Annotated in this window: 15 protein-coding genes; 10 read left to right on the top strand and 5 right to left on the bottom strand. The window is 63.2% G+C overall.

Features of this window, described 5'->3' with window-relative positions:
- Positions 1–154: 154 nt before the first annotated feature.
- Complete coding sequence (locus AUR66_RS09680) at positions 155–418, bottom strand: BolA family protein (RefSeq protein WP_058572233.1); 264 nt, start codon at positions 416–418, stop codon at positions 155–157.
- A gap of 145 nt (positions 419–563) precedes the next feature.
- On the opposite strand from AUR66_RS09680, the gene AUR66_RS09675 reads away from it, so the two are divergent.
- A complete protein-coding gene (locus AUR66_RS09675; protein ID WP_058572232.1) occupies positions 564–995 on the top strand; it encodes a hypothetical protein in 432 nt (143 codons plus the stop codon).
- A gap of 64 nt (positions 996–1,059) precedes the next feature.
- On the opposite strand, the gene AUR66_RS09670 is transcribed toward AUR66_RS09675, so the two are convergent.
- Positions 1,060–1,383 carry a hypothetical protein gene (locus AUR66_RS09670; RefSeq protein ID WP_058572231.1) on the bottom strand — a complete coding sequence of 108 codons (324 nt, stop codon included), beginning with the start codon at positions 1,381–1,383 and terminating at the stop codon, positions 1,060–1,062.
- 197 nt (positions 1,384–1,580) lie between these two features.
- Between AUR66_RS09670 and AUR66_RS09665 the strand changes: the two genes are divergently transcribed.
- Entirely contained in the window at positions 1,581–2,603 is a 1,023-nt protein-coding gene (locus AUR66_RS09665) for a hypothetical protein (protein ID WP_058572230.1), read from the top strand.
- A 79-nt stretch (positions 2,604–2,682) separates the two neighbouring features.
- The gene (locus AUR66_RS09660; RefSeq protein WP_058572229.1) at positions 2,683–3,600 is read left to right on the top strand and encodes an A/G-specific adenine glycosylase; all 918 of its coding nucleotides are present in this window, start codon (positions 2,683–2,685) and stop codon (positions 3,598–3,600) included.
- A gap of 14 nt (positions 3,601–3,614) precedes the next feature.
- On the opposite strand, the gene AUR66_RS09655 is transcribed toward AUR66_RS09660, so the two are convergent.
- Entirely contained in the window at positions 3,615–3,956 is a 342-nt protein-coding gene (locus AUR66_RS09655; RefSeq protein WP_058572228.1) for a DsrE family protein, read from the bottom strand.
- Positions 3,957–4,071: 115 nt separating this feature from the next.
- Here AUR66_RS09655 and AUR66_RS09650 point away from each other — a divergent pair, with 115 nt between their 5' ends.
- The 7 genes from AUR66_RS09650 (at position 4,072) to AUR66_RS09620 (ending at position 11,693) form a co-directional block, all read left to right on the top strand.
- Positions 4,072–4,650 carry an NADPH-dependent FMN reductase gene (locus AUR66_RS09650; RefSeq protein ID WP_058572227.1) on the top strand — a complete coding sequence of 193 codons (579 nt, stop codon included), beginning with the start codon at positions 4,072–4,074 and terminating at the stop codon, positions 4,648–4,650.
- A 106-nt stretch (positions 4,651–4,756) separates the two neighbouring features.
- Entirely contained in the window at positions 4,757–5,344 is a 588-nt protein-coding gene (locus AUR66_RS09645) for a thymidine kinase (protein ID WP_058572226.1), read from the top strand.
- Positions 5,345–5,352: 8 nt separating this feature from the next.
- Positions 5,353–5,955, top strand: coding sequence for a YIP1 family protein (locus tag AUR66_RS09640; RefSeq protein WP_058572225.1), 603 nt, complete (start codon positions 5,353–5,355; stop codon positions 5,953–5,955).
- A 102-nt stretch (positions 5,956–6,057) separates the two neighbouring features.
- Positions 6,058–8,211, top strand: a complete 2,154-nt coding sequence (locus AUR66_RS09635) for a DHH family phosphoesterase (protein ID WP_058572224.1) — start codon at positions 6,058–6,060, stop codon at positions 8,209–8,211.
- Positions 8,212–8,349: 138 nt separating this feature from the next.
- Positions 8,350–9,996 (top strand): tRNA uridine(34) 5-carboxymethylaminomethyl modification radical SAM/GNAT enzyme Elp3, encoded by a 1,647-nt coding sequence (locus AUR66_RS09630; protein ID WP_197409722.1) that lies wholly within the window; start codon positions 8,350–8,352, stop codon positions 9,994–9,996.
- Between the two features lie 193 nt (positions 9,997–10,189).
- Positions 10,190–10,402, top strand: coding sequence for a hypothetical protein (locus AUR66_RS09625; protein ID WP_058572234.1), 213 nt, complete (start codon positions 10,190–10,192; stop codon positions 10,400–10,402).
- A 100-nt stretch (positions 10,403–10,502) separates the two neighbouring features.
- Entirely contained in the window at positions 10,503–11,693 is a 1,191-nt protein-coding gene (locus AUR66_RS09620) for a mechanosensitive ion channel family protein (protein WP_058572222.1), read from the top strand.
- A 160-nt stretch (positions 11,694–11,853) separates the two neighbouring features.
- Here AUR66_RS09620 and AUR66_RS21175 read toward each other — a convergent pair whose 3' ends face one another.
- Complete coding sequence (locus AUR66_RS21175; protein WP_157533049.1) at positions 11,854–12,021, bottom strand: hypothetical protein; 168 nt, start codon at positions 12,019–12,021, stop codon at positions 11,854–11,856.
- Between the two features lie 89 nt (positions 12,022–12,110).
- Positions 12,111–12,265: GNAT family N-acetyltransferase (locus AUR66_RS09615; RefSeq protein WP_157533048.1), on the bottom strand; the 155-nt coding region annotated here is incomplete at its 5' end.

Genomic DNA, 12,265 nt, shown 5'->3' with positions numbered 1-12,265 from the left:
CCGCTCGCATCCCAGAAGACGCGATTCACCTCTTCGATGCCGAGTCAGGCGACGCGCTCCAGAACCGCTCGCTCGACGCAGAAGAACTCGCGGACCCCGAACCGCAGGTCTGAGTTTCGGGTCTCGGGTTGCAGTCTCGTCTTTTCGACGCCAGCTACTCGTCCAGTGCCGCGTACTCCTCGGGCGTGTAGGTCTTGAGTTCCATCGCGTGGATGTCCGTCGTCATGTGGTCGCCGAGGGCGTCGTAGACGAGTTGGTGCTGCTGGACGAGCGACTTCCCCTCGAAGGCGGGCGAGATGACGAGGGCGGCGAAGTGCGCGTCTTCGTGGTTCTCGTCGACCGAGCGTGGGCGAGAGACAGTCGCCTCGGCGTCTTCGATGTTCGATTCGATGAGTGCCTCGATGTCTGCGATATCCATGTGCGTACTCGGGGTGGGCGGCGGGAAAAATCGTCCGGGAACGTCACCGGTGGTGACGACTCGGCTGAGAGACTGGCGAGACGACGGCGATTCGACCGTCTCGACTCTGCGGAGGTTTATAACCGATGCCGACTCACCCCGACCTGTGACAGACGGGACGACACCACTCACGACGGCCCTCGACGAAGTTGAGCGAGTGCTCCGCGAGGAACACGACCGACTCCTGACAGTCGTTGGACAGTGCGCAGACGCCGTCGTCGCCGAGTGGGACGGCGATTCGGTGGCCGACCGTGACCGTGTCGTGCCGCCGTTCGCCCGCGCGCTCGACGGGTCTGGCGCACTCTCGCGACTCCCGCGCGCACTCGCAGACGCGGTGACGGCAACCGGACGCCCGATGCCCGCGCCACCGGTCGCTGCCCCACCGTACGTCGTCGTCACTGGCGAAGGTGTCGTCCTTCGTGCGACAGTCGGCGACGAACGGTTAGTGATACTCCTGCGGACGTTCGACGTGACGTCCGACGAGTCGGAACGCTACGTCAGGACGGGCGACGTGTCGATAGAAGTCGAGGTTCGATAGGGGCGTCTCGTTCGGCGATTCAATCACGCCGACAGCGACTTACACCTGATTGCGACGAAGTCGCTTACATCTGGTAGCGACGAACGTCGTCGCGCGGGGGTGCTTGCGCCTGTCCGGTCATCTCGTCGTAGGTCATCCCCGCGAGGTACTCGTCGTAGGTCACGTCGTATCCCTGTCGGATGTGGAAGTCCAGTTTGCCTCGGTCCAGTTCCGACTGGAAGAGCGCGTGAATCCCGCGACGGACGAGTTCGCTCACGTCGTCGGTGTCGTAGAGGGCGACGAGCATCGCGAGTTCGTGGCGTGTTTCGCGGTCCAGTGAGACCGCCACTTCGTCGCCGAGGTCACTGTAGGCGTCCGTCACGTCGTCTGAGAGTTCGTCGAGTGTCATCGCCCGGCGATGGGGCCGTCAGGGGGATACGCGTTTCGACCGCGGAACGTCCGCGACGACCACGTCAGGCACGTCACCATCACGCCCCGAGACGAATTTGGTAGAGAGTCGAACCAGAGTGTGTACCGATTCTGTCCAGAGTGCGGCCGAAAGTGAAAAAATCGCTATCCGTCGTGGGGGAGTCCTCTCTATCGACAATGTCGAAACACACGACACGCCGACGATTCATCGTCGCCGCAGGATTGGCTGGAACGACGTTCCTCGCAGGGTGCACCGGGTCGACTGGTGGTGGGAACGGTGGCACGATGGGCACGGCGACCACCGACGAGATGACGACAGAGTCGACGACCGAACAGGGCGATTCGATGGACGGGTCGACCCCAACCGACCCCGCGTCGGCGCCGAGAGCGACTATCGACCGCTTCAGCGAGGCGGCAGGGACGCTGATGGTCCGTACCGACGAAAACGGCCTGCCCGGCCCGGACGAAGCAGTCGACTTCGACCAGGGTCCATTCATCACGCAGGGACTCGGTCCGGACGGCGAAATCGTCCGATACTACAACTTCGACGTGCAGGCCACGACGCCTGCACCCATCTACGCGCTCTTCCGTGAGGGCGAAGACACGCCGGTCGAGGGCCAACTCAACGTCGTCGACGTGATTCCGGGCGACGAGGGCTACAACGACTTCTGGCACGTCCACAAGGTGACTGTCCCCGAGGACTACGAAGCGAACACGGCGACGAGTCTGGCCGACATCGAAGACGCAGGCTACGAGATGGAAGCGACCGACATGCTCGTAAACTGCCCTGTCGTCCCCGACGGGTCGACTGCCTCGATGCGCTACGGCGACGAAGACACGGGCCTCGTCGAAGGCTGGTATCAGGGTATGGTCGTGTCGTACTTCCAGTTCACCGAAGCGGCCCTCACACTGAGTGGAGAGAGCGTCCCGCTGTCGCCAATCTACGTCACGTTCAACGTGAACCCCGGCGAGGACGGCGGCGGCCCGCCATCTGGCTTCGTAACCGAAGACGGGAGCGACCAGACGCACAACGTCGTCGCCACGCTGCCGGACGATTCTGGGTACTCGCCGCTGTGGTTCGTGAACATCTACGACAACGCCGATTTCGACGGCGTCTCGGACCTCAGTTCGGCGACCGACGCCGAGCAACTCGCGTCGGGTGCGGCGAACGTCAACTGCCCAATCGTCTCGGTGGAGTGAACGGGAGGGTCGGTGGGTGACCACCGAACAACCACCCTGCATCGCCACGGCTAAACGCACCCCGTCCTAAGCCGGGGCGATGAGCGACGCGGAGTCCGCACTCCCTTCAGACCTCGACCGCAACGCAGTCCAGACGGCGCTGGTCGAGTGGTACGAAGCCGACCACCGGGACTTCCCGTGGCGACGGACCGACGACCCCTACGAGATTCTCGTCTCGGAGGTGATGAGCCAACAGACGCAACTCGGACGCGTGGTCGAGGCGTGGGACGCGTTCCTCGACGAGTGGCCGACGGTAGCTGACCTCGCGGCGGCCGACAGAGCGGACGTGGTCGCCTTCTGGACGAGTCACAGTCTCGGCTACAACAACCGGGCGAAGTACCTCCACGAAGCGGCGCGACAGGTCACAGAAGACCACGATGGGTCGTTCCCCGAGGACCCGGACGGCCTCTCGGAACTCATGGGCGTCGGTCCGTACACGGCCAACGCAGTCGCCTCCTTCGCGTTCAACAACGGCGACGCCGTCGTCGACACCAACGTCAAGCGCGTCCTTCACCGGGCCTTCGCGGTTCCGGACGACGACTCGGTGTTCGAGATGGCGGCATCGGAACTCATGCCCGCAGGCGAATCCCGGGTCTGGAACAACGCCATCATGGAACTCGGCGGTGTCGCCTGCGGGAAGACGCCGACGTGCGACGAATCCGGGTGTCCGTGGCGGCAGTTCTGCCACGCTTACGAGACGGGTGATTTCACTGCGCCCGACGTCCCGACGCAACCGACGTTCGAGGGGAGCAGACGGCAGATGCGAGGCCGTGTCGTCCGAATCCTCGGTGAGTACGACGAATTACGATTGGGTGAACTCGGGCCGCGTGTCAGAGTCGACTACGGCGGTGACACTGGAGAAGAATGGCTTCGTGGCCTCGTCGAAGACTTAGCGAGCGACGGACTCGTCACCGTCGACGACGAGCGTGACGAGATTCGTGTCTCGCTCGCGAAGTAACGTGACGACTGGACTCACGGTACTTTCAGATACGCATTACCGCTCGCCTGCCGTTTCACGAGTTCGCCGACACCCGACGGCACCACTTCTACACCCTCTACGAGGGACGCCGCGTCGACGGCGCGGGTATCCAACGAATTCTGACAGACGCGACAGCGCACGCCATCTCCGAGGAGGGATTCGATTCGGTCTGCGACGGGAGACTCACCGAGGAAGTACGAGACGGCGTCGCCGTTCGCGAGCAGGGTGACGGACTCCGTTTCGACTGTCTCGTCGTCGAGGAGATTGCTGACGTTGGCGAGGGCATGACGGACCTCCGGTTCGGTCCCGCTGGACACGTGGAAGACGACATTCATGGTCTCCGATTCGACCGCAAGTCTCGTGTCTGTTACGCCTGTTCGTGTCTTCGGTAGTGTGGCGTCCCTACGGCGGGCCGACGCCGTTTTTACTCCCGACCCGATGAAACTGGGTATGGACCAGACACACGTGGTCGCCGTCGTCGGCAGTCTCCGCGACCACAGTTTCACCCGGTTTGCGCTCCGGTACGCGCTCGACGGTGCCGAGGCCGCCGGCGCGACGACCGAACTCGTGGACCTCCGCGACTTCGACCTCCCGCCACTGAACGCCGACTACGACGAACAGGGCGACTCCGTCGAGTTCGCCAACATCATCGACGACGCGGATGCCGTCATCCTCGGGACACCAGTCTACCACGGGTCTTACTCTGGGGTCCTCAAGAACGCACTCGACTACTGTGGATTCGACGAGTTCGGTGAGAAGACCGTCGGCTTGCTCGCAGTCGCTGGGGGGTCGTTCCCGGTCACGGCACTGGAACACCTCCGTTCTGTCTGCCGGTCGTTGAACGCGTGGGTCCTCCCGCATCAGGCCGCGGTCCCACGCGTCTCGTCGGCGTTCGACGGGGAGGAACTCTTAGACGATGGCCTCCGCAACCGTATCGAACGACTCGGCCGCGACGCCGTCGTGTACGCCAACATCGAACCCGAACCCTCGACGTTCGAGAGCGACGAGAACGTCGGTGCCGACGACTGACGCCGACGACTGACGCCGACGAGTCGTGTCTGGCGACAATCACCAGTCACTGAACGTCGCCGCAGATGAACAATCGTTTTGACCCTCCTCGTCTCCCTCATGAGATATGCACGCCATCACACAGAGTGGGTGGATCGAGGTCATCACTGGGTCGATGTTCTCGGGCAAGACAGAGGAGTTGCTTCGACGCCTCCGTCGCGCGGAGATTGCGGGCCAGGAGATTTCCGTGTTCAAACCGGAAATCGACGACCGATACGGTGAGACGACTGTCGGGTCCCACGCGGGTCGGTCGTGGGAGGCGAGTGTCGTCCCCTCCGAAGGCGAAGGCGTCTGGCAAATCGTCGACGAACTGAACGGTGAGGACGTCGTCGCCATCGACGAGGCGAACTTCTTCTCCGCCGAGTTGGTCGACGTGTGTGAGCGATTGGCCGCCGACGGAAAGCGCGTCGTCATCTCCGGGTTAGACCAGACGTACCGTGGTGAACCGTTCGAACCACTCCCGCAACTGATGGCACTCGCCGAGTACGTGGACAAACTGCAGGCAATCTGTACTATCTGTGGCGAACCGGCGACCCGGAACCAGCGCCTCATCGACGGTGAACCCGCCCACGTGGACGAACCGACTGTCCTCGTCGGCGCAGAGGAGTCCTACGAAGCACGGTGCCGGAACTGTCATACCCTCCGGCGCGACTAGAGGCTAGCGTGACTACTTGGGTCGAGACCCCCCGGGAGGGCCGTGACCGCGGCGTCGCTGGCGTCCTCCGCGCGTGGGTCGCCGTTCTCGTTCGCCCCCGTCAGTTCTTCCGCGACGGCGTCGCTCCCGGCGACCAGGCACCGGGACTGCTGTTTGCGATCTCCGTCGCGCTCGTCTACCAGAGTCTCCAGTACGCTCTCACCCCGTCGACCATCCCCGCCATCGAAGGCGGGCCACTCGTCTCTGCGGTGGTCGCACTCCTCGTCATCGCCCTCTTCGTCGCGCCGGCGCTCCTCCACCTGACCGCAGCGATACAGACGGCACTTCTCATTCCGTTGCTGTCGCGCCGTGCCGGCGTCAGTGAGACGGTGCAGGTCATCGCCTACGCCGCCGCCCCGTGTGCCCTCGCGAGTATTCCCATCCCCGGTCTCCGCGCACTCTGTGCGGTATACGGTGCCGCACTCCTCGCAATCGGCATCAGTGAGGTCCATCAAACGTCGCTCGCCAAGGCGGTGCTGGCCTCGGCAGTTCCCGCCGGAGTCGTCTTTGGCTACGCCTTCGGTGGGTTTCGGGCGGTTTCGGACCTCGCCGCTGCACTCGCACTGGTGTAGATTTCCCCACCGAAACGCGGGGGCAGTTCGCTCGTACGCGCGTCTCTCTAGGCTGAGCGCTTTTCGACAATCGTTTTAGTTAGGGGTTGTTTGCTAAATCCAATGGATTGGATTACGCACGAGGAGGACGTCTGGTTCGAGTTCCGGGGAAATAGTCCCCATCAACTCGTCCCCGGCCGATTCTACAAGGGCACCGTCGACGGGTACGCCGACTTCGGTGTCTTCGTGGACCTCGCTCCGAACGTGACTGGATTACTGCACCGCAGCGAACTGGACCGCCGCCTCGAGACCCTCGAGTGGGAACCCGGCGACGACGTATTCGTCCAGGTCAAGAACGTCCGCGACAACGGTAACGTCGACCTCGGATGGTCGATTCGAGAGACCGAATCCGAGTTCCGCGGCGCTCGCGTCCACGACCCGGACGGCGACCACGACGGCGAACCCATCGAAAAGCAGGCATCCGACAGTGGCCCCACGACGGTCAAGACGCGACCGAAGACGGGCAAGACGACGCGCCCCGTCGGTCTGAAGACCGAAACCGAGGCCGAATCCGTCGAAGAGTCTGCCGAACCCGCACAGGCCGAAGAAGTATCCGAAGAACCTGCCGAAGAAGGCCGCGCGCCGACCGCCAAAGATGTCGTCGGTGACATCGCAGAGGCGGAGACCGAAGCGACCGAGGCAGAACCGGAAGCCGAGGCGGAAGCCGAACCAGAAGCTGAGACCGCTGAAGCCGAAGCAGACGAAGAATCGGTCGAACTCGAACGCGTCACGCTCGCCGACATCGAGAACCACGTCGGCGAGGACGTTCGCGTCGAAGGTGAAGTCGCGAGCGTTCGCCAGACTGGCGGGCCGACCGTCTTCGAACTCCGTGACGAGACGGCCGTCGCCGACTGTGCCGCCTTCGTCGAGGCTGGCGTCCGTGCGTACCCCGAAGTCGAAGTGGGCGACTACGTCCGCATCGACGGCGAAGTCGAACGACGTCGCGGCGAACTCCAAATCGAGACCGAGGAACTGACTGTTCTCGACGGCGACGACGCCGAGACCGTCTCCCAGCGTCTCGCAGACGCGCTCTCCGACGAAGCACGCCCCGACGCAATCGCACCGCTCGCAGCCCACGAACCGGTCGCTGCCGTCGGCAAGTCGCTGCTCGACGCCGCAGAGGCCATTCGCCGTGCAGTCCTCGAATCGCGTCCAATCGTCGTCCGTCACACTGCGACGGCAGACGGATACGTCGCCGGCGCTGCCGTCGAGCGTGCCGTGCTCCCGCTCATTCGTGCAGAGCACCCACGCGACGACGCCGAGTACCACTACTTCACCCGCCGACCGCTCGAAGAGGCCGTCTACGGCATGGACGCCGCCACGAACGACGTGACGCGGATGCTCGAAGACCGTGACCGCCACGACGAGAAGCTCCCACTCGTGCTTCTCCTCGGTGCCGGTTCGACCGCCGAATCCCTCGACGGACTCGGCCTGCTCGGTGTCTACGGCTCCGAGCGAGTCGTCGTCGACGCCGCGCCCGCAGACGACGAAGTCGCCGCCGAAGTCGACGTGCTCGTCAACCCCGCCCGCGAGGGTGCCGACGCGAGCGACCTCTCGGTCGGTGCGCTGGCCGCGACGCTCGCCGCCGCCGTCAACGAGGACGTGCGCGACGACGTGTCGCACCTCCCCGCCGTCAGTTACTGGGAGAACTGTCCCGAGCAGTACCTCGACCTCGCCGCAGACCACGGGTTCGACGCCGACCTCGTCCGTGAACTCCGCGAAGCAATCGCGCTGGAAGCGTACTACCAGTCGTACCAGGACAAGCGCGAACTCATTGCCGACCTCCTGTTCGACGCCGACGAGGCCCTCGCCGGCCACGTCTCCGAACAGTTCCGCATCAAGGTCGACGCAGAAGTCGAGACTGCAGAAGCGAACCTCACGGTTCGCGGCCTCGACGGTGTCTCCGGTGTCGTCCTCGACTCCGACGCCTACAGTCACCGCTTCGACTTCCCGCCGACTGGACTCCTCGTCGACGAACTCCACCGCCGCAACCGCGAGGGTGACCACTTCCTGACCATCGCGCTCGGCACGGACGAACTGTACCTCCGCAGCACGGGCGACCTCGACTTCCGCGCACTCGTGGAGTCGGCATCCGCGAAGGCCCCCGCAGCAGGCCTCGCCACCGCCGGCATCCGTGAAGGCCGTATCGAGTTCCTCTCGGGCGCTCGTGACGAGGCCCTCGACGCCGTCTTCGAGGCCGCAGCAGAGCAGTTCTAAGCGACAATCCAGACTCCTCCTCGTTCGTTCTCGACGGAGGACCGCGACTTCGACACCGTCGAGCGACACGCTTATCCACGAAACGACCCGATTCGCGCCTATGAACCGTCACCCCGTCGCCACCCGGGAGGTGAGTCCGTGAGCGCCGAAACCGAGTCCGAGGCGTTCGAGCGGACCTGCGAAGCGCTCGTCGAGCGCATCCTCGCGGGCGAAGTCGACCGCGACGACCTCGAATCGGCGAAACTCGACGCCTGTTCGGAACACTCCTCGCCGAAGGTGCCCAAGAACACCGAGATTCTCCAGTACGCACCCAAGGACCGCCGTGAGGAGGTCAAAGAGGTCGTCCGGCGCAAGCCCGTCAGAACCGCCTCCGGCGTCTCGCCAGTCGCCATCATGACCTCGCCGCACATGTGCCCGCACGGGAAGTGCCTCTACTGCCCCGGCGGCCCGGCGAGCGAGTTCTCCTCGTCGCAGTCGTACACCGGCCACGAACCCGCCGCCGCCCGCGGCGTCCAGAACGACTACGACCCGTACGGACAGGTCACACTCCGTCTCGAACAACTCCGACACATCGGCCACCCGGTCGACAAGGTCGAACTCATCTTGATGGGCGGGACGATGACCGCCCGGAGCCACGACTATCAGGAGTGGTTCGTCAAGCGGGCGCTCGAAGCCATGAACGACTACGACCTCTCGAAGGAACCCGCACCCGCCGAGAACGAGTCGTTCAAGCCCGACCCCGAGGATGTCGAGTTCAAGTACCTCGAAGACGTCATCGCCGAGAACGAGACGGCCGACATCCGAAACATCGGGACGACGTTCGAGACCAAGCCAGACTGGTGCGACCCCGAGCAAATCGACCGAATGCTGGACCTTGGCGCGACGAAAGTCGAAGTCGGCGTCCAGACGACCTACGAACGAATCAACCGCGAGATGCACCGCGGTCACGGCGTGCAGGCGTCTATCGACGCCAACCGTCGCCTCCGCGACTCGGCGTTCAAAGTCGGGTTCCACATGATGCCGGGGCAACCGGGCATGACGAAAGAGATGTGTCTGGAGGACTTCCGCCAACTGTTCGAGAACAGCGATTGGCGGCCGGACTACCTCAAAATCTACCCGACGCTCATCGTCCGCGACACCATCACCTACGACATGTGGCGCCGCGGCGAGTACGAACCGCTGAACAACGAGGAGGCCGCCGATATCGTCGCCGAGGTCATGGGCATGATTCCGAAGTACACGCGCCTCCAGCGCGTCCAGCGCGACATCCCCGCCGACTTCATCGACGCCGGCGTCTGGAAGTCCAACCTCCGCCAACTCGCCAGTCAGCGGGCCGAAGAGAAGGGTATCGTCCCGCGCGACATTCGCGCCCGTGAAGTCGGCATGAACGAGGCTGACCCGGACTTAGACCGCGTCGAACTCGACGTGATGACGTACGAAGTCGCCGGCGGGACGGAACACTTCATCTCGTTCGAAGACCCCGTCGAAGACCTGCTTATCGGCTTTTGTCGCCTCCGATTCCCCGGGAACCCAGTTCGGAAAGAGCTTCAGAACGCTGCACTCGTCCGCGAACTCCACGTCTACGGGTCGGAGGCCGGCATCGGTGCAGACGGCGACTGGCAGCACAAGGGCTACGGCCGCAAACTCCTCGCCCACGCCGAAGAACGCTCCCGTGACGCCGGGTACGACAAGATTTCGGTCATCTCCGGCATCGGTGTCCGGCAGTACTACAAGGAGAAACTTGGCTACTATCAGGACGGCCCGTACGTGTCGAAGCGGTTGTAAGAACGCTGTTTTTCGTCCACCGTGAGACGCGACGCGCCTCACGAACCTTCGTTCACTCTCGCTCACGAAGACAGAATTTTTGCGGCGCGATTGGAGTGAGGGCCGGAAAAGGTGGGACTGCACGATTCCAAGCGGGGAGAGGTACTTTCGACACGAGCATATTTATCAATCAAACAACTATTTTGTGGAAGAGATGTCTTCGCCACACGCTGACCAACTCGTGTCTTCTGTCCACCGTGCGATTCTCGGTGGTCTTCTCGCCGTCGTCGGTATCATCGCGTTCGGGACGACCTCTCGCGCACTCGGGTCGGGCCAGTTCGTGCTCGGTCTGGTCAGTCTCGGGGTACTCGTCGGTTGTATTTTCTGGGTGCTTTCTCTCCTCGAAGAGGGTCTGAAAGAACGATGAGTGAGTAGGTGAGGTTTTCACTCCTGAGACTCGCTCCGCCACGTTTTTCCTTTTTCAGACGACTGACTGGTACGATGGCAGGAAAGGGGGGTCGCCAGACGTGGCACCGTGGGTAGAAGACCTCAGGTCGACGCTGGCGCAGTTCGTCTCGACCGAAGAGCGAATCGGTATCTCGGCGGCGCTCGTGGTACTCGCACTGGGGTTGGCGTTGTATCTCGCACCGCGTCTCGTCTCACGGGCGAGGACGACGTTACACGACCGGGTCTTCGAACATCCGAAAGTCCCCGACCCAGTCACCGACGTGACGTGGATGTTCCCGACGACCATCATCGTGCGCACGCTTCAGGTCGCTATCTTCGTCGGAACTGGGCTGTCGTTACTGTGGCTCTGGGGGTTCACCGGCCTCGCCGACGACGTCGTTTCCGTCCTCACTATCGCGCTTCCGAACCTCGCGAAAATCGGGGCGACGCTCGTCCTCTTCGCAGGTGCACTCGCTGGGACGAACGTCCTCGAAGAACAGTTGGACGCGTACGCGAAGAACTCGGAGAACATCAACGCCCACCAGCAGGGAATCGCCTTTCGCGTCCTGCAGGTGGTCGTCCTCCTCGCCGTCGGGATGGCGACGCTCACGGTCTGGAACTTCGAAATCGGTGGTATCCTCGTCGGTGCCGGATTCCTCGGCATCGTCGTCGGGATGGCCGCCCGACAGACCCTCGGCTCTCTCATCGCGGGATTCGTCCTGATGTTCTCTCGGCCGTTCGAACTCGGTGACTGGGTTAAAATCGACGACGCGGAGGGTATCGTCACCGACATCACCATCATCAACACCCGCCTGAGCAACGCCGACGGTGAGACAGTGGTCTTCCCCAACGACCGGGTGACGAACGCCAAGATTACGAACCGCACGAAGCGCAACCGACTCCGACTCAGATTGGACGTCGGTATCGACTACGAGACGGACATCGACCACGCCGAAGAAGTCGCCCGGGAGGCGTTGACCGACCTCCAGTTCGTCGAGGGCGTACCGGAACCGCAGGTGATGCCGACGACGTTCGGCGACTCGTCTATCGGCCTGCAACTGCTGTTCTGGATTACGAACCCCTCGGCACCGCGGCGAATGCGTGCGAAAGCCGAGGTGCTCCGGAACGTCAAGACGGCGTTCGACCGCGAAGGAATCAAGATACCGTTCCCACAGCGCGAACTCCTCGCCCGCGAGGAGGCAGACGGGTTCCAACTCCGGAACGAACGCCGCAGTCGACCCGTGAAAAAGTCAGTCTCGAACGAGGACTGAACGCACCGCCTCACGTCTGATTCCGTGTCCTCTCGGCGTTCTGCTGGAAAAACTGACACGTGGGTGTGGGGAAGAGACCCGATGAATGTCGACTCTGTTTCCGGTGACCGGGGCTTCGAAGCCAGTTCGGCAACCGTCTCCGGTACGCACTAGCCACCTGTTAGAGGCGTTCACGGATGTTGTGTGACCCACACTCCGGGCACGCGACTGTCTGTACTGACTGTTCTTCCGAGGTGAACTCGGCGTGGCACACCTCACACTGATAGTTGTACTGTTCGGTATCGACGGTTCCAAAGAGGACCTCTTTCAGGGTTTGAATGGTGGACATCTGTCCCACCCCACTAGGGGGTATGCTAAGTTGTAGCATAAATCCGAGCAATCGTTCAGGTCCGACGTACCTACCGCGATTCCCGTCCGTCAGAGGTTCTTTTCCATCTCGACGTGCGGAATACCCGCTTCGTCGAACACGTCGCTCGTCGTCTCGTAGTCTAAGCCGTGGTAGAACCCCTCCGCAGAGGTCTGTCCGTGGAGGAAGAGTGAGTCGAAGCCGTGGCGTCGCGCTTCACCCTCCA

This window comes from Haloferax profundi (assembly GCF_001469865.1).
GTDB lineage: Archaea > Halobacteriota > Halobacteria > Halobacteriales > Haloferacaceae > Haloferax > Haloferax profundi.
Note: the sequence above shows the minus strand (reverse complement) of the source record. Positions and strands in the feature narration are given on the sequence as shown.

Coding starts and splice junctions, on each gene's coding strand:
- AUR66_RS09670 (WP_058572231.1), bottom strand. CDS start 1,383: ATGACACTCGACGAACTCTCAGACGACGTGACGGACGCCTACAGTGAC.
- AUR66_RS09650 (WP_058572227.1), top strand. CDS start 4,072: ATGGACCAGACACACGTGGTCGCCGTCGTCGGCAGTCTCCGCGACCAC.
- AUR66_RS09665 (WP_058572230.1), top strand. CDS start 1,581: ATGTCGAAACACACGACACGCCGACGATTCATCGTCGCCGCAGGATTG.
- AUR66_RS09635 (WP_058572224.1), top strand. CDS start 6,058: ATGGATTGGATTACGCACGAGGAGGACGTCTGGTTCGAGTTCCGGGGA.
- AUR66_RS21175 (WP_157533049.1), bottom strand. CDS start 12,021: ATGTCCACCATTCAAACCCTGAAAGAGGTCCTCTTTGGAACCGTCGAT.
- AUR66_RS09660 (WP_058572229.1), top strand. CDS start 2,683: ATGAGCGACGCGGAGTCCGCACTCCCTTCAGACCTCGACCGCAACGCA.
- AUR66_RS09680 (WP_058572233.1), bottom strand. CDS start 418: ATGGATATCGCAGACATCGAGGCACTCATCGAATCGAACATCGAAGAC.
- AUR66_RS09655 (WP_058572228.1), bottom strand. CDS start 3,956: ATGAATGTCGTCTTCCACGTGTCCAGCGGGACCGAACCGGAGGTCCGT.
- AUR66_RS09625 (WP_058572234.1), top strand. CDS start 10,190: ATGTCTTCGCCACACGCTGACCAACTCGTGTCTTCTGTCCACCGTGCG.
- AUR66_RS09645 (WP_058572226.1), top strand. CDS start 4,757: ATGCACGCCATCACACAGAGTGGGTGGATCGAGGTCATCACTGGGTCG.